16 protein-coding genes are annotated in these 24,821 nt (G+C 63.1%); 12 read left to right on the top strand and 4 right to left on the bottom strand.

Going from position 1 to position 24,821, the window contains the following annotated elements; genetic code table 11:
• Nucleotides 1–30 precede the first annotated feature (30 nt).
• Together VEK15_22515 and VEK15_22510 are read left to right on the top strand one after the other, a co-directional pair.
• Nucleotides 31–321, top strand: a complete 291-nt coding sequence (locus VEK15_22515; protein HXV63492.1) for a type II toxin-antitoxin system prevent-host-death family antitoxin — start codon at nucleotides 31–33, stop codon at nucleotides 319–321.
• Nucleotides 302–580: a Txe/YoeB family addiction module toxin gene (locus VEK15_22510; protein HXV63491.1), complete on the top strand. Its 279-nt coding sequence runs from the start codon at nucleotides 302–304 to the stop codon at nucleotides 578–580. The genes VEK15_22515 and VEK15_22510 overlap by 20 nt, the downstream gene beginning before the upstream one ends.
• A 6-nt stretch (nucleotides 581–586) precedes the next feature.
• Here the strand turns inward: VEK15_22510 and VEK15_22505 are convergent, their stop codons facing one another.
• On the bottom strand, nucleotides 587–1,582 hold the full coding sequence (locus tag VEK15_22505; protein HXV63490.1) for a helix-turn-helix domain-containing protein: 996 nt from the start codon (nucleotides 1,580–1,582) through the stop codon (nucleotides 587–589).
• A 273-nt stretch (nucleotides 1,583–1,855) separates the two neighbouring features.
• Here VEK15_22505 and VEK15_22500 point away from each other — a divergent pair, with 273 nt between their 5' ends.
• Nucleotides 1,856–2,779, top strand: a complete 924-nt coding sequence (locus VEK15_22500) for a cysteine synthase family protein (GenBank protein ID HXV63489.1) — start codon at nucleotides 1,856–1,858, stop codon at nucleotides 2,777–2,779.
• Nucleotides 2,780–2,792: 13 nt separating this feature from the next.
• Here VEK15_22500 and VEK15_22495 read toward each other — a convergent pair whose 3' ends face one another.
• Entirely contained in the window at nucleotides 2,793–3,116 is a 324-nt protein-coding gene (locus tag VEK15_22495; protein ID HXV63488.1) for a hypothetical protein, read from the bottom strand.
• A 329-nt stretch (nucleotides 3,117–3,445) separates the two neighbouring features.
• Between VEK15_22495 and VEK15_22490 the strand changes: the two genes are divergently transcribed.
• Nucleotides 3,446–5,665 carry an IgGFc-binding protein gene (locus tag VEK15_22490; protein HXV63487.1) on the top strand — a complete coding sequence of 740 codons (2,220 nt, stop codon included), beginning with the start codon at nucleotides 3,446–3,448 and terminating at the stop codon, nucleotides 5,663–5,665.
• Nucleotides 5,666–5,989: 324 nt separating this feature from the next.
• Nucleotides 5,990–7,684: a carbon starvation protein A gene (locus tag VEK15_22485; protein ID HXV63486.1), complete on the top strand. Its 1,695-nt coding sequence runs from the start codon at nucleotides 5,990–5,992 to the stop codon at nucleotides 7,682–7,684.
• A gap of 32 nt (nucleotides 7,685–7,716) precedes the next feature.
• Here the strand turns inward: VEK15_22485 and VEK15_22480 are convergent, their stop codons facing one another.
• Nucleotides 7,717–12,081 carry a DEAD/DEAH box helicase gene (locus VEK15_22480; GenBank protein HXV63485.1) on the bottom strand — a complete coding sequence of 1,455 codons (4,365 nt, stop codon included), beginning with the start codon at nucleotides 12,079–12,081 and terminating at the stop codon, nucleotides 7,717–7,719.
• A 103-nt stretch (nucleotides 12,082–12,184) separates the two neighbouring features.
• Between VEK15_22480 and VEK15_22475 the strand changes: the two genes are divergently transcribed.
• The 5 genes from VEK15_22475 (at nucleotide 12,185) to VEK15_22455 (ending at nucleotide 20,266) form a co-directional block, all read left to right on the top strand.
• Entirely contained in the window at nucleotides 12,185–16,468 is a 4,284-nt protein-coding gene (locus VEK15_22475) for an NAD-glutamate dehydrogenase domain-containing protein (GenBank protein ID HXV63484.1), read from the top strand.
• Between the two features lie 373 nt (nucleotides 16,469–16,841).
• Entirely contained in the window at nucleotides 16,842–17,546 is a 705-nt protein-coding gene (locus tag VEK15_22470; protein ID HXV63483.1) for a hypothetical protein, read from the top strand.
• 22 nt (nucleotides 17,547–17,568) lie between these two features.
• The gene (locus VEK15_22465; protein ID HXV63482.1) at nucleotides 17,569–19,017 is read left to right on the top strand and encodes an NAD-dependent succinate-semialdehyde dehydrogenase; all 1,449 of its coding nucleotides are present in this window, start codon (nucleotides 17,569–17,571) and stop codon (nucleotides 19,015–19,017) included.
• 55 nt (nucleotides 19,018–19,072) lie between these two features.
• Nucleotides 19,073–19,438, top strand: a complete 366-nt coding sequence (locus VEK15_22460) for a hypothetical protein (protein HXV63481.1) — start codon at nucleotides 19,073–19,075, stop codon at nucleotides 19,436–19,438.
• Between the two features lie 9 nt (nucleotides 19,439–19,447).
• The gene (locus VEK15_22455) at nucleotides 19,448–20,266 is read left to right on the top strand and encodes a putative hydro-lyase (GenBank protein ID HXV63480.1); all 819 of its coding nucleotides are present in this window, start codon (nucleotides 19,448–19,450) and stop codon (nucleotides 20,264–20,266) included.
• Here VEK15_22455 and VEK15_22450 read toward each other — a convergent pair.
• Nucleotides 20,206–22,662 carry an ABC transporter permease gene (locus VEK15_22450; protein ID HXV63479.1) on the bottom strand — a complete coding sequence of 819 codons (2,457 nt, stop codon included), beginning with the start codon at nucleotides 22,660–22,662 and terminating at the stop codon, nucleotides 20,206–20,208. The two genes, VEK15_22455 and VEK15_22450, sit on opposite strands and share 61 nt — an antisense overlap.
• Nucleotides 22,663–22,979: 317 nt before the next feature.
• On the opposite strand from VEK15_22450, the gene VEK15_22445 reads away from it, so the two are divergent.
• Together VEK15_22445 and VEK15_22440 are read left to right on the top strand one after the other, a co-directional pair.
• On the top strand, nucleotides 22,980–23,537 hold the full coding sequence (locus VEK15_22445; GenBank protein ID HXV63478.1) for a PilZ domain-containing protein: 558 nt from the start codon (nucleotides 22,980–22,982) through the stop codon (nucleotides 23,535–23,537).
• 94 nt (nucleotides 23,538–23,631) lie between these two features.
• The coding region (locus VEK15_22440; GenBank protein HXV63477.1) for a DUF87 domain-containing protein at nucleotides 23,632–24,821 on the top strand (1,190 nt) is incomplete at its 3' end.

Here is a 24,821-nt window from a genome sequence, read left to right as displayed (position 1 = left end):
GTACTTGTACAGTGTTGTTGTACAAGTATTATGACGATCAAAACAACCTATAGTAGGGCCCGTGAGCGCTTCGCCGATCTATGGCGTGCGGTCGAGGAGGATCGGGATGCCGTCATCATCAGCCGCCGAGGACACGCTGACGTCGCGCTCGTGGCCGCCGACGAACTCGCGGGGCTTCTCGAGACAGCGCACCTGCTCCGGTCGCCCAAGAACGCACGGCGTCTCATGAGTGCGCTCCGTCGGGCCCTCAGGGGTGGCGGCAGGAGCCGGTCGCTAAACGAGCTGAAGCAAGAGATGGCGATTGACCGCGAAGCCGAGTAAGCGGCGGGAGGCGGTCTTTCAAAAGGAGTTTCTCGAGGACCTACAGTTCTGGGTCCAGAACGACCGCAAGACCGCTCTCCGCTGCCTGCATATCGTCGAAGAGGTCTTGCGCGACCCATACCAGGGTGTCGGAAAACCCGAGCCCTTGAAGCATCTCGGCTCCGGCCTTTGGTCGCGTCGCCTGACTCAGGAGCATCGCGTCGTGTACCTCGTTCGGCACGAACGAATCGATTTTCTCCAAGCTCGTTATCATTACTGATCACGCTTATAGTCGATCGGTTTTCCCGGAAGGTGATTCTTTCCAGGGAACTCTTCGGATCTCCTTGATCCCGAGATTGAGCCGACGGCGGAGAAGAGCTCTCAGAGTCGCGCCGTCGGAGTATCCGACCCGCAAGGCCACCTCATCGACGCTCGCGTTACCCGTTCTCAAAAGATGCACCGCTCGCTCGAGCCGCAGACTCTGGACATAGGACAGCGGGGATTTCCCGAGCACAGCCTGCATGCGGCGCGCGAGCGTCCTCTTGCTCGCTCCTGCCGCCTTTGCCGCTTCGTCGAGTGAGAACCCTTGGGCGAGCCGCCCGCGGGCCCAGGTCTCGAAGCGCTCGACGATCGGATCGGAGTAGATCAGATGATCCGTCAGCGCGTAGGCAGATTGGGACGGCCTCGAGTCGACGATGAGGTATTTCGCCGTGAGAGACGCGAGCTGCGGACTGACGCCTCGTACGAGCCAAAGGGCGAGGTCCATGTGACTCAAGGCGGCTCCCGCGGTGACGACGGGACCCGATTTCACGATCATGTTCGATTCGTCCAGCAATACCTCGGGATAACGCTTGCGGAACAGAGGCGCCAGCCACCAGGTGGTGGTGGCACGATGATGGTCGAGGAGGCCGGATTCGGCCATCACGAAGGTTCCGATGCAGGCGGCGGTCATCGTGGCGCCGCCGCCGGCCCAGTGTCGAAGCAACGCGGCCGCATCCTGGACGTCCGGCCGGGCGAGAGCCGCCTCCAGTGGATCAGGCATCTTGTACCCGATCGCCGGAACCACGACGCAGTCCGGCGCCCGAATGCCTTCTTTCTGAGCCGGGACGTGGAGCCCGTGTGAGGTCTTGACTGCCTTGCGAACTCCCACGATCGAAAGCTCGAATCGGGGCATGTCGAGCCCCGACACATCCATCAGCTCGTTTGCCGTCTGAAAGGCGTCGAGAACGGCGGACAAACCCAGATCGAAGACACCATCGAGGGCGAGAACGTGGATCCGCATGGCAATAATGATACTAAAAGTGGCGTTCTTGCCTATAGCGCCGCAGACGGGTGGGGTCTACTCTGGCTCTTCGAAAGGAGTATCGACATGCCCACCGATCGAGCGGGAATCAGTCGTGCGAACCCTCTTACGCGCCGGCAGTTCGGACGCCTGGCCGCGGGCACTTGGCTCGGTTCGCGCTGGGCGGAGCCGGGAGGACGTCAGGAAACCCGGGAGCTTGCTCTGGAACGGCGCACGGAATCGGGCGCGCCGAGTGACGAAGGGATCAAACCAATGGAGATTCTCGACACGATTGGAAACACGTCGTTGGTTCGCCTCGAGAAGGTCGTTCCATCGAGCGGCGCGGCCATCTTGGTAAAGCTCGAGGGGGAGAACCCCACCGGCAGTATGAAAGACCGGATGGCGCATTCGCTGGTTTCACGGGCGGAGACGGACGGTCGACTGAAGTCAGGAGATACCGTGATCGAATACACCGGTGGAAGCACCGGGACGTCTCTCGCGCTGGTCTGCGCCGTAAAAGGGTACCGGCTCCGGATCGTCAGCTCCGACGCGTTCAGCCAGGAGAAGCTGGATCACATGGCCGCGCTGGGCGCGGAGCTCACGATCGTGCCGAGCGAGGGAGGTCGAACGACAAAGAAACTGATCCTGGAAATGATCGAGACCGCCCGTTCTTTGAGCGGGGAGCCGCACACCTATTGGACCGACCAGCTCAACAATCATGACAGCATCGCCGGCTTCTATCCGCTGGGCGAGGAGATCTGGAGCCAGACGAGAGGAGAGATCGACGCCTTCGTTCAATGCGTGGGTACGTCGGCTTCCTCGCGGGGGGTCGCCACCGTCCTGAAGAGGTACAAACCGAGTGTCGAGATCGTCGCGGTCGAGCCCGCAGAGTCATCGGTGCTCCAGGGAGGTCCACCGGGACCGCACCATATCGAAGGCGTCGGGATTGGCTACACACCACCCCTCTGGGATCCGGCTCTGGTCGACGAAATCGTCTCCGTGGGAACGGATGCGGCGATGGATATGGCGAGGCGCCTCGCCCGGGAGGAAGGGCTCTTCGCCGGGACGTCCACCGGGGCAAACGTCGTCGCCGCGATTCGAGTCGCGGAGACGCTTGGACCAGACGCGAAGGTGGTCACGTTGATGGCCGACTCCGGCTTGAAGTATTTGAGCACCGACCTGTACCGGAGCCGGTGAGGAGAAGGCTCGACTAGACGGTTGCGCGTTTGATCTTTTGCTTGAGGCGTTTGACGTTGTGGCGAACTCGCTTGAGCTCGGAAGCGTCTTTTGCCTCGAGCGCCGCCGCCCGCTTCGCTTTCAAAGCGCGGATTTGTGCCTTGACCCTGGACTTGTCGATTCCGACGACCGCGTGATGCGCGCGCGCATCGATACCGAGAGCGGTGCAAAGCGCCAGGACGAGCTGATCTTTGTGCATCGTCTTGTGGCCGTTCAACGCCTCGTTGTCGATACCCGCCGCGATCTCTCGAAGCTGCGCCACCGTCTTCATCTTGAGCTCTTCGTACGAGTGTTCCATTTCTTCGACTCCGCGACCTCTTTCGACTCCCGCATTCGCGGTTAATTTACTACACCCGACAGCCTTCCGTCGTCGATGGGAAACCACCACGTGACGGCGCGAAGTTCAGCCAAAGTGACCGTCCCGGCGACAGCCGGGGGGATCGGCCCCACACCCTGACAGCGTTTTCGAGTGTTGTGATCTTCCTCATTCTCCGGGGCCGGGCGAGTCCACATATTGGTGGTATCACCATGATTCAACACCAAGGGTCGAGAGCAGAGGGTGTTCGTTCCTCCACAGCGCGCCAAAATCGTCTGGCAAAACGTCTCCGGTTCCACTGCGCCGTCCTCGTGGGGATATCTCTTTTGGGAACGACGCTATTCGCCACGCCGATGGACAACAAGGGCACCGACTTCATCATGGCCTTTCTACCCAACCTGGATCACAATGCCCAGATCGAGCTTCATCTCACGGCAGACGTTGCGACCACTGTCACCGTGACCTATCCGGTGAACTTTCCCACGTTCATCGAGAGCGTCCCGGTGAATCCTGGTTCCGTCACGATGGTCGCTTTGCCTCAGGAAGCGTCAATGGGCTGGTTGGCCGACACCGCGGCAAACAACGCCGTCAGGGCTTTCGCCGACGATGAATTCGTCGCCTACTTGATCAATCGGCGGGATTTCAGCAGCGATGCCGCGCTCGGTTTGCCCGTCGATGTTCTCAACACCGAGTACATCGTGCTCGATTACAATCGTGGATTTTTCGACGCCGAGTTCGTCGTCGTCGCTGCCTACGATGGGACAACGGTCACCATTACCCCGGCCATCGATCTGGTTGGTCGTCCAGCTGGCGTTCCATTCGACGTGTTCCTCGATCGGGGGGAAGGATATTTTGGAAGGACCCAATCGACGAGCAAAACCACTTCCTTGAGCGGGACGATCGTCGCCGCCGACCGCCCCGTGGGCGTAACCAACGGCAACGTGTGCGCCGAGGTCCCGACGAGCACGAGCTTCTGTGATCACCTATTCGAGGTGGCTCATCCGGTGCGAACGTGGGGCCGCGAAGCCGCGGTTGCCAATCTTCCCAATCGCCCCGGCGGCAGCGTCTATCGGGTGGTGGCATCCGTCGATGACACGCACGTCGTGCTCGATGGCGCATCCCTCGGCACGATCCACCGCGGACAGTTCGTCGAGATCGGGCCCATCCCCGGCGATCATGTGTTCGCTGCGGATAAGCCCATCTTCGTCGGTCAGTACATGACCGGCTCGGGCTTCCGCCTGCCGGGCGATCCCTCGATGGGCAACGTAATTCCCAGCGCGCAGTTCCTTCCCCAGTACACGTTCTCCACGGTGGGAGCGGACCAATTCCTGTCGAACTACGTGTCGATCATCGCCCATGACTCCGACGTGGGGAGTCTGCTGCTCGACGGAGCTCCCATCCCCGCGTCGGACTTCAGTCCCATCGGGAGCAGCGGCTTCTCTGCCACCGTGCAGCCTCTCGACTCCGGCACGCATTCGACGTCGTCGAGCGCTCCGCACGGAATCACCGTCGAAGGCTATGATGAAAAGGATTCCTACCTCTACGCCGGCGGTGCCCAATTCGAGTGGATCAACCCGATCGGGGACGAGAACGCTCCCCTCTGCACCATGGAAAACGGTGGAGACCCCCCAAGAGCGATGGCCACGGCGGAGGACGATCGGCTTACCGAGGACGTGAACGGCAACGGAGTCCTGGACCTGGGCGAAGATCTCAACGCCAACGGTTTCATCGACGTGGACACCGGAGTCTTTTCCGTGTCGCTCGAGCCGGGCGCCACGAACCTGACTCTAACGACCGCTCCCTTTGCTCCCGGTGAGCCCGTCGTTCACTTCGCGGTCGATCTCACCGATCCGGGCGTCGATGGGAGCGGGAGAGTGAAAGTCACCGACGGAGCGGGAAACCATTGTTCGTCGGACATTTTTCTCTCGGTGAGCTCGAACCAGCCGCCGGTCGCCATGTGCCAAGACATGACCGTATTCGCTGATGCGAGCTGCGAGTCCTATGCGAACGTCGACAGTGGATCGTACGATCCCGACGGCGATCCGATAAGCCTCGTACAATCACCGCCCGGTCCTTACGGCGTGGGAATGACTTCGGTGACGCTGACCGCGTACGACGGCAACGCCTCTCATTCTTGCTCGGCGAACGTGACCGTGATCGACGAGACCCCACCGGAATTCGAGGTCGTCGCGTCGCCATCGATCCTCTGGCCTCCCAACCACAAGATGCACGAGGTCAGCTTGATCGTAAACGGCTTCGACAACTGCACCGCGAGCCCGGCCCTGGCGTGCTGGATCGACTGGGTGTCGAGCAACGAAGATCCGAACGGTCCCGGCGACGGCAACACGTCGGTGGATTGGATGTACGAGCCGGGAAGCTTGCACCTGAGCCTTCGAGCGGAGAGATCCGGCCAAGGCGTGGATCGCGTGTACACCATCGGGGTGACCTGCCAGGACGAAGCGGGAACGACCTCGAGTCGGGCGACCCAGGTGGTCGTGCCGCACGACCAGGGGAAAAGCAAGCGACGGTGAGCCCCGCCCAAAGGAACCGGACAGAGCCGCGGTAAGGTCGAGGAATCCTGGGCCGCGGCCCTCGCAGAAGCGCCCGCTAGGGCGACACACACGATGGCGGGTCTACCCGCATCATGCGCAACCTGCCATCAGGGCTCCGAAGTGTGTCGGAGGCGGATCAGGGCTAGCAACCCATGGCCCTCGGACTATATAGTCACTCTCCACTGGTAGCTCCGCCGAGCTAACGCCAATCCCGAGGGTGACATCGATGGACGAATCAAAGGCGACGGAATTTTTGGCCACCAACCCCGTGGATGAGGCTCGTGCCGCGGCGAGGCCGGACGCATGAGCGCCGTGGCGATTGCCGCAGCCGGCCTCATCTGCATGTTCGCCGGCTATCGGTTCTATTCGAAGTTCATCGCCGAACGGATCTATCAGCTCGACCCGACCTTCGAGACTCCGTCCCACACGATGAGCGACGGCAAGGATTACGTCCCCACCCATCGGATCGTCCTCTGGGGGCATCATTTCACCGCGGTCGCGGGGGCGGCCCCCATCATCGGGCCCGGCATCGCGGTGATCTGGGGTTGGCTGCCGGCGTTCATTTGGGTGGTCGTCGGCACGGTCTTTTTCGCCGGAGTCCACGATTTTGGCGCCATCTGGGCAAGCGTGCGAAACGGGGCCAAATCGATCGGTGCGCTGACCGGAGACGTGGTCGGGCAGCGCGCGCGCAATCTGTTCATGATCGTGATCTTCCTTCTGCTCTTGATGGTCAATGCGGTCTTCGCCGTCGCGATCTCCGACGCCCTTCTTGCGACGCCCGCGAGCGTCATCCCCGCCTGGAGCGCCGTCGTGGTCGCGTTGTTCATCGGAGTGCTGCTCTACCGGCTACACGTCGGGATCTTCTGGCCCACTCTGGTCGGTACGGTGATCCTATACGCCGTCATCTACGTCGGCGAACGAGTGCCGGTCACGTTGCCGGCAGATTTCTGGGGACTGGGCCCGAGCGCCCAGTGGGTGTTGATCCTCTTCGCCTACGCTGCGGTCGCTTCGCTCCTTCCCGTCTGGCTGCTGCTCCAGCCGCGAGACTACATCAATGGAATTCAACTCTTCATCGGTCTGGGATTGCTGTACGTCGCCGTGGCACTGGCGCGGCCCGATATCGTCGCTCCGGCGTTGAACTTCAATGTTCCCGCGAACACCCCGCCGCTGGCACCTCTCCTCTTCGTGACGATTGCCTGTGGGGCGGTGTCTGGTTTCCATGGATTGGTCGGATCGGGCACGACGTCGAAACAGCTGAACAAAGAGACCGATGCGCGATTCGTCGGATACCTGGGCTCCTTGGGCGAGGGTGCTCTGGCCCTGGTGGCCATCATCGCCGCGACGGCTGGTTTTCAATCCCGAGCCGATTGGGAGGGGGTCTACCATACTTTCGGCGGTGGCGGGATCGATGCGTTCGTCACCGGCGGAGCCAATATTGTGAGCTCGGGAACCTCGTTGTCGAGCGAGTTCGCCGCCACTCTCCTCACGGTAATGGCCGTCCTGTTCGCGGGCACGACGATGGATGCCGGCGTGCGCCTGCAGCGCTACATCGTGCAGGAGTGGGGAGCGATCTACCGTATCGCGCCGCTGCGCAACGGTTACGTGGCGACCATGGTCGCCGTGGGAAGCTGCCTCGTGCTCGCGTTTGGAGCTGGCGGTGCCGAGGGGTCGGGGGGAATGGTACTCTGGCCGCTCTTCGGAACGACCAATCAAATCCTGGCCGGGCTCACCCTATTGGTCGTGAGCGTCATTCTGGTCAAACTGGGCAGGCCGTCTCGATACACCTTGACGCCGATGATGTTCGTCACCAGCATGGCGTTTCTGTCGGCCGTCTATCAGCTCTGGGGACTCTACGAGTCGGAGAACTACCTCCTCGTCGTCATCGACGGGTGCATCATTTTTGCGACCGTCTGGGTGATGCTCGAAGCCGCTTCCGCGCTGGCGCGCGAACGGCGGGCACGCGGGCTGGCCACCGAGGTGTCGCGGGCCGAGGGCTAGGCTCGGCGATCGCTCTGACATGTTCTGGGCATTCACATCCGGGGGTGCTCGGCGTAGACCATCGCCGCCGCTTCTCGGAAGAAGCCGAGCTCTTTGAGCAATGGACCGTGGCGGCTTTCGGTCGGGGGCTCGTCGTCGATGGATGCGATCCGAAGCCGGCGCGGTCTCGATTGAGGAAGGCTGACGAGCGTCTCGATCGCGGCGCGTGCCACATCGGGGTCGGAGAACTCGCCGAAGGTCAAGAGAGATCGTCCTCCGCGCTCCAGATAGAGCACGAGCCGGCCGCCATGAAGCACGACCCAGGCGCCGGGCACGCGGCGCGGACGGGCTGACGCCTTTTCGTTGGCGGGCCAGGGGAGGATGGCGCCATAGGGGTTCGCCGGGTCGACGGCCAGATAAGCGTTCGCTTCCGGATCTTTCTGGACCCGCGATGCGCGAAGCCTCTCGACGGCCCCCGGGAGGGCGAACTGCGAGCCCGACAGACCTTCGACGAAATGGCCGCGACGGAGTCGCCCTCGCTCCTCCATCTCCCGCAAGAGAGGATAGATCGCCGGGTAGCCTCCGGGGTGATCCTCGAAGACGGCGGCTGCCCGACTGACGAGCCCGTAGCGTTCGAGAAGCATCGTAACCCGCGCATGGGCACTCTCGGTCTCGGTAACGGCTGGGTCGGCGAGACCCTTGACCAGAGACCAGCGTCCACCGGCATACTTCCCGGTCGAGCCACGAGAGCCACGGGCAGTGCGGGGCTTTGCCGTCTTTCCCAGAGCGCGAAGGGGAAAGAACGTGTCGTTCGTGATGCAGCCCGCCCACATCAGGCTCCGGAGAGCCTGCTCGAGGTCCCGGAACGAGACGTCTTTCGGTGCGAGCTCCACGGTGAACGAGGCGCCGCGGTGCTCGAGATGCTCGAGCACGCTTCGCTCGAGCTCGGTCTGCGGCTCGTAAGGTGACGGCGGGCCCAGCAAAAAAGCGGCTCGCTCGCGGCGATACAAGACGATGCGACCGTCGCGCGGGCCGAGTGCTCCCGCCCCGATCCAGACGATGGCTCCGGAAGCGGAGAGCAGATCGAGCATCTCCAGGCGAAAATCGGTGACCCTACGAGGGAGGATACTCTCGACGAGCGACGACCACGGAAGTGGCAGCCCCTCGAGGCGATCGATGGCTTCCTGCAAACTCGTCAAGCCTCTTCCTGGCTCCTCGAGTCCATGCCATGCGGGAAGAAAGCTTCCCAGAACACTCGCTTCGACGGGCGCCGCCTCTTTACGAAGCTTGGCGAGCGTCCTTCGCTTGAGTCGTCGAAGCACATCGGGGTCGCACCACTCGGCGCGCGAGCCAAGAGGGCGGATCTCACCGAGAACGAGACGTCCGTCGCTCTCGAGGTTCTTCAAGACGGGCTCGAGCTCGGACGGCACGAGACCGTAGCGGCGCGCAACGGATTCGGTCGTGAACGGGCCGTGAGTCCGGGCGTATCGAAGCAGCAACCCGATGAGAGGTTGTTCCACGGTGGTCAAAACTCGGGCGGGCAGACCGTCTGGAAGCGCGCAGCCGAGAGCGTCGCGGTAGCGTCCGGCATCGGTGATGGCGATGAACCGCGTCTCTTCGCAAAGCAAGACTTCGATGGCCCGTCGCTCGTCCAGGAGCTTTCCGATCCAGGGCCGCGGATCTTCCGTCGTTCGCGCCCCGATTTCCGCGGCCGACAGGTCTCCGCAGCGGCGCAGAATGTCCTCGAGCTCGTCGGGACTGCGGGCCCTCCACCCTTCGGCCTTGCGGGCGAGCTCGGTCTCGACCTCCTGGAGTACTTCGGCGTCGATGAGATCTCGAAGCTCGGCCTGACCCAGCAGCTCCCGGAGCAAGCCGCGATCGAGCGTCAGTGCCTGGGCCTTGCGCTCGGCGAGCGGCGCATCCTGCTCGTAGAGATAGTTGGCCACGTAAGCGAAGGTAAGCGAACGGGAGAAGGGCGACGCGGAAGGCGTCTCGACGTCGTGGACCCGAATCGTCCGGTTCTGGATTCCGCGGAGAACCTCCCCGAGGGCGGGCAGGTCGAAAACGTCGCGGAGGCACTGTCGATACGTCTCGAGGACGATCGGAAAAGACGAGAAGCGCCGCACCGCGCCGAGCAGGTTCTTCGCCCGGAGCCTCTGCAGCCACAAAGGAGTCCTCTGCTCCGCGCGCCGACGCGGGAGAAGGAGCGCCCGGGCGGCGTTCTCTCTGAAGGCGCTCGCAAAAAGCGCCGAGCCGCCGAGCTCTTCCACGACCCGATCTTCGACTTCGTCCGGGTCGGGCAAGAGAAGCTCGAGCGAGGGAGGCTCGTCGACCTCGGACAGGCGCAGCACGATGCCGTCGTCGGTATACATCGTTTCCACTTCGTAGCCCGCCCGGGACGACAGCAGGTTTTGAATCGCGAGAGCCCAGGGCGCGTGGACGCGCGAGCCGAACGGCGTCAGTAGGGCGATGCGCCAGTCGCCGAGCTCGTCGCGGAACCTTTCGACCGTGATCTCCCGGTCGGTGGGGAGCGAGCCCGTGTGCTCTTTTTGCTCCTCGATGTATCGCTCCAGATTCGCGGCAGCGAAATCGTCCAGCGGCGCACGGTTCATGAGCCAATTTCGGCGCTCCTCGGGAGCGGTCTCCCAGAGCTCGCGCACGAACGCGCCGATGGCGCGTCCCAGCTCGAGGGGCCGGCCCGGACCGTCGCCTTTCCAGAACGGCATCTTTCCCGGCTCGCCCGGGGCCGGCGAGACGATGACCCGATCGCGCGTGATCGCCTCCACCCGCCACGACGACGCGCCGAGATAGAAGATGTCTCCTCTTCGCGACTCATAGACCATCTCCTCGTCGAGCTCCCCCACTCTGGGCCCGCCTTCCCCGAGGTGAACGCTGTAAAGCCCCCGGTCGGGAATCGTCCCGGCGTTGAGAAGAGCGATCATTTTCGCTCCCTTTCTTGGCGTGAGCACGTCCCGAGCGCGATCCCATACGATCCGGGGTCTGAGATCGGCCAGATCCTCGGACGGATAGTGGCCGGCGAGCGTTTCGAGAACCGATACGAGCAGGTCCCGCGAAAGCTCGCGGTAAGGAAAGGCGCGCTTGACGAGGGCCTCGAGCTCATCGACGCGGCGGGGGGCATCGGCGACGATGGCGACGATTTGCTGTGAGAGTACGTCGAGGGGATTCTCGGGCACCCGAATGGATTCGATGGCGGAGTCGAGCATCCGACTCGCGGTAACCGCGCATTCGAGCAGATCGCCGCGAAACTTCGGGAAGATCATGCCGCGGCTCTTCTCGCCGACGGCGTGTCCCGAACGGCCTACTCGCTGGAGCCCCCTCGCGACCGATCCGGGCGATTCGACCAGAACGACGAGCTCGACCGAGCCCATGTCGATCCCCAGCTCGAGCGAGCTCGTGGCCACGATCCCTTTGACGGTACCGATCTTGAGAGACTCCTCGATCTCGTTTCGCTTGGCGTGGGAGAGGCTTCCGTGATGCGCGCTCACGAGCGGCATGCCAGCAATCTCGTTGAGGCGTTGGGCGATGCGCTCGGCGAGCGAGCGGCTATTGACGAAGACGATCGTGGAGCGATGGTTGAGGATGAGCGTCAGGAGCTCGGGATAGATACGGGACCACAGGGAGCCTGGCTCCCGGGGTGGTGGCGGCGCTTCCGCGCCGGCAGCCTCGGTGTCGGCCACGGACCCGATGTTCTCCATGTCGGGAACCGGCACACGAATCGCGAGCTCGATGTGGGCGGGCTCGGTCGCGTCCACGACCGTTACGTCTCGTGTTCCTCCAAGGAAACGGGCAACGTCTCCCGTGGGTCTCACGGTGGCGGAAAGTCCGATTCGTTGCGGCTCCCTCTCGGTTATTTCGCTCAACCTCTCGAGCGAGAGCGCGAGATGGACACCACGTTTCGTGCCTGCCAGCGAATGGATCTCGTCGACGATGACGGTGTTCACCGAATGGAGCGTCGCGCGGGCCTGAGACCCGAGAATCAGGAAGAGCGACTCGGGCGTGGTGACGAGGATATCGGCGGGGTCTCTCGATTGCAGCCGACGCTCCCGCGACGACGTGTCCCCGGTGCGCACATCGACACGAATCTTTCTAAGGGGGGGCTCGACCCCACGGGAGATGCCGGCGAGGGGGACTCGGAGATTGCGCTCGACGTCGTACACGAGCGCTTTCAGCGGAGAGACGTACAGGATACGCACCCCGGGAGGTGCGTCGGGCGCGAGGCGCGTCAACCGATCGATGGCCCAGAGAAAGGCCGCGAGCGTCTTCCCGCTCCCGGTCGGGGCGAGCAGGAGGGCGTTCTCTCCCCGGGCGACGACCGAGAATCCCTCTCGCTGCACGCGAGTGGGCTCTTCGAAGCTCGCTTCGAACCAGCCGGAGACCGAAGGCCCGAAAAAATCCATGAGCGCCAGTCTACCGCGGACGCGTGGACTTTCTCGGTCGTACCGGCGATCGAGTTATCGAGAAAGTCCGATCGGGGTTAAACTTACTTCTCGCGGTTTTACGATGTTCAGTGTCAGTGCAGAAGAGAAAGCAAGAAAACTCGACGAGGTGCTGACGCACCTAAAGGAGCAGAACACCGACCCGGACGACCAGGATCTTCTCTCGTCCTTCGCCCGCGTCGTCTACGATTCGCTCCCGGAGTGGATGGCCTTCGGTATATCGTCCGTGGACCTCGCGGAGCGCATTCGCGACAACTTTCAGTTCTTCGTCAAGGAGCTCCCTCCACCTACCCAGCTCTACCGGGGCCTCCCCGGGCTTCACGTCGTGGTCCGCCATTCGCAGGAAAGCGAGTCGCTCCATGCGGTTCGCGGCAAGCAGATCCCGATGGACACGACCATCGTAGAGACGCACACGCCCGACGCGCCCTTCATATTCGACAGCTTGAAGAACTATTTCCGCAAAGCGGGCCTCCGCGTCTTCTCGGCGATTCACCCGATTCTCACGGTTCGCCGTCAGTGGGAGCGTGTCGTGTGGATCGGCGACGCGCACTCCGAGGGGGACAAAGAGCTCCTGTGTCGATTCCGAATCGAGCATATCGAATCGAAAGAGCGCTTGAGGCGGATCCAGCACGAGATCTTCTGCGTGTTGAAGTGTGTGTTTCTCGCGCTCGAGGACTTCGACGAGATGCTCTCGAGCGGACGAGCGCTCAAACGTCGCGTTCGCTCCCGCCGGGGCACCATCCCGGATCTCGAGCCCGCCCAGGAGTTCCTCGAGTGGTTGACGGCGGAGAACTTCATCTTCATGGGAGTCGTGAGTTATCGCGTCGGACCGGACGGCGTTCCGGTTCGGATTCCCGAGAGTGCTCTCGGCGTGTTCCGTGACGAGGCGCTGCTGCCAGTCGTTTTCCCGGGTCTCATAGACGGTGTCGAGCGCACCCTCGCGCCGTCGAAGGAAGACGAGCGAATCATCGACATCGACTATACGAGCGACGCTTCGGCGATCTACCACCTCGAGCCCATCGACGACATCGTCGTGCGCGAATGGGGCGAGGAGGAGCGGCTCGAACGGGCGACGCTGCTGCTGGGACGGTTCTCTCAAGGCTCCTTTGCCCAGCGCGCCGCGGATCTTCCTCTGCTCCGCGAGAAGCAGCGCTGGCTGATCGCCGAGAGCCGTGCGGCGCCCATGTCCTACGCCTTCCGCCAGACGAGGGCTTTGTTCGACAAATTCCCGCGTCGCGAGCTCTTCTACGCCTCGGCCGGCGAGCTCAAACCGTTCATGGACCGCATCGTGCAGATGACGGGAGACGACGAGATCGCGATCCATTGTCGGAAGGGGCGGAGTTACGTAGCCCTCTATGTGGGCTTTTCCCGTTTCCGGTACTCCTATCAGTTCGAGAGTGCTCTCAAGAGGGCCTTCTCCGAGCGTTTCGGTCGCGTCAGCTTCGCGGCGTCCGAGGACGCCGGCAGCGTGCAAGTGCTCATCTTCTATTTCGACTCCGAGCATCTCGATCATCCCGTCGACGAAGAGGAAGCGCAGCGCTTGACCGAGGAGATCATCACCACCTGGGAGGACGTCGCCGCCCGGGCCCTGACCGACCATTTCGGCGAAAGAGAGGGCCGAAGGCTCTTTCTTCGCTGGGTAACGCACGAGACCCGCAGCGGCATCTATCGTGAATCGACGCCCCCCGAAGAAGTGCCTCTGGACCTCGAACGCCTCGAGCTGCTCGAGGCGCGTCTCGAAGTCGCGATCGTTCCGCGCTCGGCCGAGCATGCCACATTGAAAGTGTACTCGCCCCGAGCCCTGGGCTTCATCGAGACCTTCGCGACATTGCGGAACCTCGGACTGCGAGTGACGGGGGAGCTGCACATTCCCATTCAGCTACCCGCGGGACATCGCGCTCACCTCTACCGTTACGAGATCGAAGACACCGCCGAGCGCATCCGCGCCCTCGTGAGCGGCATCGACCGACTGGCCGATGCCTTGCGTGCGCTCGACGAAGAGAGGGCGAGCGACGGGACTCTGAACGCTCTCATCGTGACGACGGGTCTCACCTGGCGCCAGGTCGAGGTCCTTCGAACCTTGAGAAACCATCTGCAGCAGATTCGACCGCACTACAACCTCGAGACGGTCAATGGAGTCATTCTCCAGAACTCCCGGGTTGCAGAAACTCTCGTCAAGGCCTTCGAGGCTCGTTTCGACCCCAACGTTTCGGGCCGCGAGACCGTCGTGGCGAACGTTCAGGAGAGGCTCACCGCGGCTCTCGATGCCGTCGGCAACCTCATGGACGACGAGGTCCTTCGGGCGCTCGCCAACCTGATCGACGCCACGGTGCGAACCAATGCCTACCAGCGACCCGAGCGGCCCGTCGTCGCCATCAAGGTCGAAAGCGGCCGCGTCGAAGGCATGCCGTCCCCGCGACCCCGGTTCGAAATCTACGTTCACTCGAGGAGACTCGAGGGAATCCATTTGCGCGGCGGCAGGGTGGCTCGCGGCGGGATCCGCTGGAGCGATCGTCACGACGACTTTCGCACCGAGATCCTCGGTTTGATGAAGACCCAGATGGTCAAGAACTCGATCATCGTTCCGGTTGGCTCGAAAGGTGGCTTCGTGCTCAAAGGAGAGCTTCCACCCCGGCCGGCTCTCGATGGTTACCTCGTCGAGCGATATCGTGAGTTCATCTCCGGTCTGCTCGACGTGACCGACAACATCGTCGATGGTGAGGTGGCTCACCCTCCCGAGGTCATCCGTCACGACGGGGACGACCCCTACCTCGTCGTCGCCGCCGACAAGGGGACGGCGCATCTTTCCGATACCGCCAACGCGGTCGCGAAGCATTACGGTTTCTGGCTCGGCGACGCCTTCGCTTCGGGCGGGAGCGTGGGCTACGACCACAAGAAAGTCGGTATCACCGCGCGCGGTGCCTGGGAGTGCATCAAGCACCATTTCCGAAACCTCGACCTCGACGTTTCGCGGGACCCATTCACCGTCGTCGGAATCGGAGACATGGGCGGTGACGTCTTCGGAAATGGCATGCTGCAGTCGAAGAAGATCCGACTGCTCGCGGCGTTCAACCATCTGCATATCTTCGTAGACCCCAGTCCGGATCCGGATGTCAGCTACGCTCAGCGGGAGAAGCTTTTTCGTCTGCCGCGCTCGTCCTGGCGAGATTACGACACCAGGTGCATCAGCCCCGGAGGCGGGGTTTTCGACCGATCGGCGAAGAGCATCGCCGTGAGCCCGGAGATGAAGTCCGTTCTCGGCATCACCGAGGAACGGGTGAGCGGCGAGGAGATGATCCGGCGCATTCTGAAGAGCCCGGTCGATCTCCTCTATAACGGGGGCATCGGCACCTACGTCAAGGCCTCCACCGAGACCAACGTGGAAGTGGGGGATCGAGCCAACGATCGGGTGCGAGTCGACGCGGAGAATCTCCGCGCCCGCGTCGTGGGTGAAGGCGGAAACCTCGGTCTCACGCAGAAAGCGCGTCTCGAGTACTGGGCGAACGGCGGCATACTCAATACCGATGCCGTGGACAATTCCGGCGGCGTCGATATGTCCGATCACGAGGTCAACATCAAGATTCTGTTGAACCTGCTCGCCAAGAAAGGCGAGATCGCGAACCGATCGGAGCGCGACCGAATCTTCATGGAGATGACCGAGGAGGTGGCGGAGCTCGTGCTCGCCGACAACGCTGCCCAGGCGCTCGCCCTGACCCTCGACGGTCTGAGGAGCGCCGAGCGCTATGAGCCCTTCGTCGATCTCGTCTCCAAGCTCGTCTCGAGCGGCGTAATGGATCGAGCAGGAAACGACGTACCGTCTCGCACCGAGCTTATGGAAACGACCTCTCGAGATCGGGGTCTTCCGCGACCCCTCCTGGCACTCGTCCTCGGACACGTGAAGATCCGGGCTTTCTCCGACGTGCTGGAGAGCGATTTTCCCGAGAGTGACGAGGCCCTTCCTTTTCTCATCGAGTATTTCCCGATGCGATTGCGCTCGAGTTTCGCGAGCAGCTTCCACGGCCATCCGCTGCGGCGAGAGATCATCGCGACGGCGGCGGTCAACGATCTCGTCAATCACGCGGGCGCGGGTTTTCTCTCCAGGATGACCGAGGAAACGGGAGCCGGGGTCGGCGACGTTCTGAAGGCCTATGTGGCCGCCTGTCGCCGGGCGGAGGCGCCCAAGCTCCGACAGTCGATCCTCACTGCCTCCGGAAAAGCCGCGGACCAGCACCGACAGCTTCTCGAGCTCGAAGGCTTCCTCGAATCGGCAACGCGCGCGGTGCTCGCGGGCGTCGGAACCCACGACGAGGCGGATCTCGATCGACTGAGGAGCGTGATTCGGGAATGAGGGGCAAAATCGGCGCCGTCGACCAGGGCCCTTGTAGGGCGTTGGCCGACAGAGAAACCAAGCCAGCGGTGCACCGGATGGAAACACCGGCCAAGTAGGCGCCATCACGGGCTCGCGCGGTTCGCCATCCACCATGGCCGATTCCATTGCGGTATAGTCGGGGATATTCCCAGCGATCAGAAAGGGAAGGCCCTGGGGGCTATTCCCCATCGCCAAGTCATTAGCAGGGAGTTAAGTCTTTCATTTTGTTCTGGATCCGAGAAGAATCTCCTTGACAGCTATGGGGAAAAAACGTACTGTTGAGTCTCCCAACCCCCTGATTGGCGACGCGCCGACGACTTCCCTCATGTCCTCGGTTCGGGAGGAGCAAGCCATGCGAATCCACGAATCGGTACCACGAGGTCGATTCGCTCATAGCTCGGCCGCTGGAGGCCCGATGCGGGTGGTCTGCTTTTCCACCTATGTTCCCAACAAGGCCATGCAGACCCCGAGGCACCGCGACGTGCGTAATTTCCTTCTAGCGCTCCGGGGAGAGAAGCTTCATGGCTCGTCTCCCATACCGGTTGGTCGGGAGGAACGATTCCTTACGCGAGCCAACGCCGATGACTCCATCGATTGGTTCGGGGAGATGGTCGCGCGCTACCTGGCGTCGAGCTCCGAGAAGTCGCCTTTCGCTCTCGTTCCCGTTCCCACCTTGAGGTCGACGGTGGAGTCGACCGGAGCGCCATGGACGATGCTGCTCGCCATATCGATCGCTTCTCATGGCGTCGAGGCCGATGTGGTCGATGCGCTTCGCTGGAAGAAACCGACGGCCCCGCCGAGCCTACGTCCGGCCAGTTGTTCCGAGCTGTACGAGAATCTCGCGGTGATCCGCTGGCTGGATCCGACCGTTCCCGTCATTCTCGTGGACTACCTCTTCATGTCGAGTGCCACGATGCGAGCCTGCGCGCGCCGGCTGAGCGATCACGGCGGGAAGGTCACGATGGCCGTCGCCGCCGGCCGCACCGCGGATCGCGCGGACCACGACGCCTTCTCCGTCGTCGTGGGTGAGCTGTCCGAGTTCCTGCCAGGCCACTGACACTTCGTTGTAACATGGGGGCGTGAGCTCCGTTTACAAACAGTACATCGGAGGCGAATGGGTCGACGCCACTAATGGCGGCACCTGGGACGTCATCGACCCGGCCACCGAGCTCGCCATCGTTACGGTTCCCTTCGGAAACGGCACGGACAGCCGCTTGGCTCTGGACAGCGCCGAGCGAGCCCTACCGGCGTGGTCCCACGCCACGGCGTACACTCGAGCTTCATACCTGAGAAACGCCGCCGATCGGATTCGCAGCCGCGTGGATCGACTGGCCGAGGTGACGGTCAAGGAAAGCGGAAAGCCGCTCGCTCAGGCGAAGGGGGAGTGGCAGGTGGCGGCGGACCTGTTCGAGTGGTTCGGGGAGGAGGCGAAACGGGCTTATGGGCGCGTGATTCCATCGCGAGTCGCGTCGAAGCGCATGATGGTGCTCAAGCAGCCCATCGGCGTCGTCGGCGTCATCACCGCATGGAATTTTCCTGCCTACAACCCGGTGCGAGCCTGGGCCGCCGCTCTGGCCGCGGGCTGCACCGTCGTCGCACGACCTTCGGAATACACACCACTCACGGCGATGGAGCTTGCGAACGTGCTACACGAAGTGGAGCTGCCCGCCGGGGTGCTGAATCTGGTCAATGGTGAGCCGGGCCCGATGGGGCAAGCTCTTCTCGAATCGCCGGTTTGCCGGAAGATCAGTTTCACCGGGAGCGTGCGCGTGGGCCGTATCCTCATGGATGGTGCGTCCCGCACGTTCAAACGTCTCTCTCTCGAGCTCGGGGGAAACGCCCCAGTATTGATTTTTCCCGACGCCGACCTCGACCTGGTGGCCCGGTCGGCTGTTTCCGCCAAGTTCCGCAACGCGGGGCAAGTCTGCGTCTCGCCTCAGCGATTTTTCGTTCACGCGAGCTGCGCCGAGGAGTTCTCGGAAAGAGTCGTTCCGCAGGTGAAGGACTTGAGAATCGGTCACGGGCTCTCGCCGGATACGGACGTCGGGCCGCTCATCAATCGGGCCCAACGAGAGCGGGTCGAGGCGATGGTCGTGGATGCGAGGTCGCGGGGCGTCTCGGTCCTCGCGGGAGGCTCTCGACCCGAGGAAATCGAGCGGGGGTTCTTTTATGAGCCAACCGTCCTGAGCGGCGTCCAGCCGGATCACCCGATCTTTTCCGAAGAGATATTCGGACCGGTCTTGCCGATCGCATCTTTCGACGAGGTGGACGAAGCCATCGCCGCCGCGAATCGTACCGACTACGGTCTCGCCGCTTACGTGTGGACCCGGGATATCCACACCGCCATCCGGTGTTACGAGGGCCTCGAGTTCGGCATGATCGGCGTCAACGAATGGGCGCCTCAAGCGACCGAAGCGCCTTTCCCCGGATGGAAGTCGAGCGGCCTCGGCTCCGAATCGGGCCAGGAGGGTCTCGAGGAGTACCTCGAGACGAAGCTCGTCGCTTTCGGTGGGCTGCCCAGGACATAGCTCCGGGCGCTCTCTCGTCGGTTGAATTCCATGCGGTCCCGCTGCTAGCCTCTTCATGATGCGTCCCAACACGATTCTGTCCGTTGCCATCGTTTTGTTGGCCCATTTTTCCTGTTCGGCAATCTCCAAGTCCCCGCCGCCCCAAACCGACGTCGAGGCCGCCTTGAGAGAGATCGCCGAGTCGGAAAAGCGCGAGGCAGAGGCCGATGTGAACCCCAGCCTCGGGGTCAAGATCACCTGGACGATCGATTCGGTCGAGGTCCGTCCGGTGCCGGGAGACGCGGCGCGACCCTACGCCGGCACGATTCGCTTCATCGTAGAGAGCAAGACGCCCGAGCTCGATGGCTACGCCACCGACCGGTTCGAGAGAAGCTATGAGTATCTGTGGGACATGGAGACGAGCGCCTGGGTCCTCCAATAGGGGCAGCGGTTGGATCCTGAGCTCGAGGCGCTTCGTGCCCGGATTCGCTCGGGAGCGTTTCGTGCGAGCACGTCGGGGCTTTGTCCCCGCTTCGTCCAGGCGAACCTCGTCGTCGTTCCCGAGCGCCATGCGGCGGATTTTCGTCTCTTCTGCGAGCGAAACTCTCGCTCCTGTCCTTTGATCGAGCAGACGGCACCCGGTGAGCTCGCACCCCGGGCGAGCGCTCCGTCCGCTGACCTTCGAACCGACGTACCGAGATATCGCGTCTATCGCCACGGCGAGCTCGTCGCCGAGCCCACCGACGTCGTCCCGATCTGGCGCGAGGACCTCGTGAGCTTTCTTCTGGGTTGCAGCTTCACATTCGAGAGTGCGCTGGCCGAAGCGGGGATCCCGCTTCGCCATCAGGACGAGGACAAAGTGGTGCCGATGTACGTCACGAACCGCCGCTGCCAGAGCGTGGGTAGCTTCGCCGGCCCTGTCGTCGTTTCCATGAGGCCTGTGGAGAAGAGCCGAGTGGCGGATGTCTGCGAGATTACCAGCCGATTCCCCCTCTCACACGGGGCCCCGATTCACAGCGGCGATCCGAGCGCCATCGGAATCGCGCGCATTGCCGAGCCCGATTTCGGACAGGAGGTGAGCGTTCTCGACGGAGAGGTGCCTGTCTTCTGGGGATGTGGCGTCACGGCGATCCTGGCCGTGGTCGCTGCCCGGCCGGAGCTTCTCATCACCCACGCTCCCGGTCACATGTTCCTGACCGACTCGACCGTTCACTCCTCTCGCAGCGCCGTGGCGGGGTGCGACGAAGCGGCACGGCGGCCGGGAAGGTAGCACGCCGCGACGGCGACCGCGACGACAAGCAGCGGCATGGCCGTGAACGTGAGCGGATCCCTGGAAGAAACGCCGAACAGCAGACCTTCGAGGACGCGCGTGAATACAAGGGCGACGGCCGTCCCGAGGACGAGTCCGGCTCCGACGAGCCGGAGTCCCTGCGCCAGGACGTCCCGCAAGATGTCGCGGGGCGTTGCGCCGAGCGCGAGACGGATTCCGATCTCACGCGTCCGCCGGCCCACGGTGAAGGCGATGATGCCGTAGAGGCCGAGAGACGCAAGAACCAGAGCGACGGACGAGAACGCTCCAAGGGCCAACATCGTGAACCGGTTCTCGGCGACCGCACCCGCGCGGTATTCCTCCATGGGTTGGATCGCGTGGATGGGCTGGGTAGGCTCGAGGCGGGCGACTTCGGTTCGAATCGCGGCCGACAACGTCGCAACCGAAAGCTCGCTCCGGACGGCGACGGTCATCGTGCGTTGCGGCGACTGCGAGTGTGGCAGAAACACCTGCTCCTGGCCATCGATCCCCGGGTGATTGCGTACATGCCCCACGACGCCGATCACTTCGCTCCAGGTCGGACGGAACTCACCGTGGAGGAAAGTGAGTACCTGAAGGCGTTTGCCGACGGCCGGCTGGGAGGGCCAGGCGGCCGCCGCAAGCTTCTCGTCGACCACGACGACGTTCGGATGATCCATGTCGTCGGTCCAATCGAACAGCCTGCCATCGAGCAACGGAACTCTGAGGGCTTCGAGAAACCCGGGAGTCACCGTACGGTAGTCTGCCGTGACCGTGTCCCATTCGATGATGTCGTCTTCGGTCTCATAGGCGTAGGGCGCGGTGCGGTTCGAAAAGCCATCGAGTGGAAGCTGGGTCGATGCGCCAACCGCGGTGACGCCTGACCGCTCGGAAACCCTTTCGACGAGCGACCGATAGAAGCCGGCGATCTTGGCGGGGTCCCGGTACGAGTACGCGGAGTCGATGAGTGAAAGCTTCAAGGTGGTGACTCCGTCGGTCCGGTATCCCAGATCGGCGGCGGAAAGCGAGACGAAAGTTTGGAACAGCAGTCCCGCGCCCACCAGAAGCACGAGCGCCAACGCAACCTCACCCACGACGAGCACTCCGCGCAGGCGATGACGCGCCCCCTCGCCGATGGATCGCCCTTTGAGCCCCGAGGGGAGCTGAGCGGGCGAAAGATGGAAGGCCGCGAGTAGCCCGATGACAGCACCGGCGAGAGTCACGGCCACGGTCGCGAAGACGACCGCACGGATGCCCACGTCGACCTCTTCCAGGCGCGGAAGCTCTCCCGGACGGAGCCATTCTAAGGCGACGATGCCCCATCGTGCCAAAACCAGCCCCAGAGCGCCACCGAGCGCGGCGAGAAGCATGCTCTCGGTGACGACCTGTCTCATCACGCGACGGCGGCTGGCGCCGAGCGCGGTTCGCAGAACGATCTCCCGCTCCATTCCCGTCGCCCGAACCAAGAGCAGGTTCGTAACGTTCGCGCAGGCGATGAGCAGCACGAAGCCAACCGTCGCCCAGAGGACCAGAAGCGCGGGGCGGACCGGCGCGGTCACGTCGTCGTGAAGCGGCTCCAGGTGCAGCCGAAAGCCCGACCGCTCGTAATCCGCGGGGAAGTCTGCCGCGATGCGGGCTGCGATATCGGCTAGCTCGGAGCGCGCCTTCTGCACGTCGAGCTCGGTCCGAAGCCGTCCCACGACGGTGAAGACACGAAACGAGCGCGACATTTCTTCGTAACCCCCGCCCCAGGGTACCCAGGCTTGGAGTGACTTCGGAACTCCCGAGTCGGGAGGCATCCACAGGGCAAAGCGCTCGGGCATCACTCCGACCACGGTGTGAGAGATGCCGTCCATTTCGATCGTCTTGCCCACGATGTCCGTCTCACCGCCATAGCGACGCTGCCAGAGACCGTAGCTCAGTACGATGACTTGAGGTGCGCCGAGGACGTCCTCCTCGGGAGAGATGTCGCGCCCGAGAAGAGGCGTTACGCCGAGCACGGAGAGAAACCCCGCGGTCACGAAGCCCATCTCGATCTCCTCGGGCTCGCTTCGATCGTCGGTCAGCGCTGCAGGACGCGCCCAGATGCCCCCGATGGTCTCGAGCGACCCTGCCCGCTCTTTCAAATCGAGTATCTCCGGGCCCGAGCTCTTCGGAAAGAGACCTCCTTGCTCGGGGAGCTCGGTCCGAATCAGCACGAGCTGCTGGGGGTCCGGATAGGGAAGCGGTCGGAGGAGCACGCCGTCGATGACACTGAAGACGGCGCTATTGGCTCCGATCCCGAGTGCGAGCGTGACGATGATGAGGGCGGTGAAGCCTGGCCGTCTCAACCACCCTCGGAGCGCGTAACGGGCATCCTGCAGCAGATTCTCCATCATTCATCTCTCTCTAGTGTTCAATGCCGTGGCGGGACCTGTATTCGATCGAGCCGCCACGGCTCGGGCTGCTTACGGCGCGGCCAGCGCGCCGGGCTCGCTCCGCTCGCGCAGCCTAGAGCGTACTTTTTCATCAGCCTGACTAGCAAGAACGATCCGGAGGCGGCAACTCGGGTCTCTTCATGGTAAAAATGGGCTCGAAGGAGAGAATGTGTGTTTTTTCCCACGGCTGAACTCGGTGCCCACGCGCTAAAGCCTGCAATCGTAACGCTTAAGTGCTACAGTCCATTCGGCATGATGCGTGCAAGGATTGAAGCAACGTGAAGACGGTGCTCGATCTGATCCGGAAATACGACGAGCTGAATGCTGCCCGAAACCGGAAGGACCCGGGTCTGAGCCCGGCGGACGAGGAACGGTGGGAGGAGCTCAAGGTCGTCTACGACCTGATCATTTTTCACTCGGGGCTGGGGCCCGACAGGCCGAAGTCTCCGTCGGCCGAGGAGATTCGTGACAATCTCTCCGACGAGAGTCTCCTGCGCGTTCCCGTCGAGGCCCATGCGGTCGTCGACCACGAGGGTGGGTCCTTCGACGCCAGTGTGGTGAACTTGAGTCGCGGCGGAACGTTTCTCGCCACCGATCGGCTCGTCGATGTGGGCGCCCGCGTGACCCTATACATCGCCGGCATCTCCTTCGACGACTCGGAGGATATGCTCGAGCTCCAGGGCGAAGTGATCTGGTGCGCGAAGGCCGGGATTCCCGAGCTGCGTATTCGTCGAGGCATCGGGGTCCGGTTCATCGGCGTCTCCGAGGAGACTGAAAAAAAACTGGGGTCTCTCGTCTTTCATACCATCGAGAGGCGAATCTCGGAGCTCGGTTAGCGCGCGAGCCCGCCCGCCTCCGAAGAATCGACTGTCGCTTGCCGGGAAATTCCCCGTTGCCTATGATCCCGAGTCGTTCCTCGGCGCTTGAAAGATGCAGTTCGAGAAGCTCGGTGCGTTTTATCTGGGGAAGGTTTACGACCCTCGTCGGTCAGAGACGAGAGCCGATCTCCTTCTTTACGATTCGAAAGATCTGACGACCCATGGGCTCATCGTCGGGATGACGGGGAGCGGCAAGACGGGTCTCTCGACGGTTCTTCTCGAAGAGGCCCTGCTGGATGGCGTTCCGGCGCTCGTCATCGACCCCAAAGGCGACATGGCGAACCTTCTCCTTCGCTTTACCGATTTGTCTCCCGAGTCCTTTGCGGCGTGGATCGACCCCAGCGAGGCCTCCCGGCGAGGCGTCACGCCGGAGGAGTTGGCTCGAGACGAAGCCGCCAGATGGGAGCGGGGACTCTCGGCGTGGGGGCAGTCCAAAGAGCGACTCGGGATGCTCGAGCGGGCGGGCTCGGTCCAGATCTTCACCCCCGGAAGCGCCTCGGGGCGTCCCCTCGCCCTGCTTCGGAGCTTCGAATGCCCGAGCGAAGACGCGCGAAGCAACCCTGACGCGATCGGCAAGCGAGTCGAAACGACCGTCTCGGCGCTGCTCGGCCTTGCCGGCATCGAGGGCGATCCAATGACGAGCCGGGAGCACATCCTTCTATCGAACCTCGTCGAGCACGCCTGGTCGAAGGGTGAGACCACCAGCCTGGAGGAGCTCGTGCGAGCGTCGGTCGATCCCCCCTTCGGCCGTCTCGGAGCCATGGATTTGGAGACGTTCTTCCCGGCGAAGGAGCGTCTATCGCTGGCAACGCGGCTCAACAGCTTGCTCGCCTCGACAGCATTTGCTTCCTGGCTTCAAGGTGAGCCTCTCGACGTGAGCCGATTGCTGCGCGATGACGACGGCCGGCCATGTCTCAGCGTTCTCTACATCGCCCACCTCTCCGACGCCGAAAGGATGTTCTTCGTCACGCTTTTTCTCGAAGAGGTCATTGGATGGATGCGCGGACAAGAAGGTACGGGAAGCCTTCGCGCGATCCTGTACATGGACGAGGTCTTCGGCTTCTTTCCCCCGGTCGCCGCGCCGCCTTCCAAGGCTCCCATGCTGACATTGCTCAAACAGGCTCGAGCCTTCGGACTCGGTGTCGTGCTCGCCACGCAGAATCCTGTCGACCTCGACTACAAGGGCCTCTCCAACATCGGCACCTGGTTTCTGGGAAGGCTCCAGACCGCGCGAGACCGGGA

This window comes from Vicinamibacteria bacterium (assembly GCA_035620555.1).
In the GTDB taxonomy this organism is placed as follows: Bacteria; Acidobacteriota; Vicinamibacteria; order Marinacidobacterales; family SMYC01; genus DASPGQ01.
This window is presented reverse-complemented; position numbering and strand designations above follow the sequence as displayed.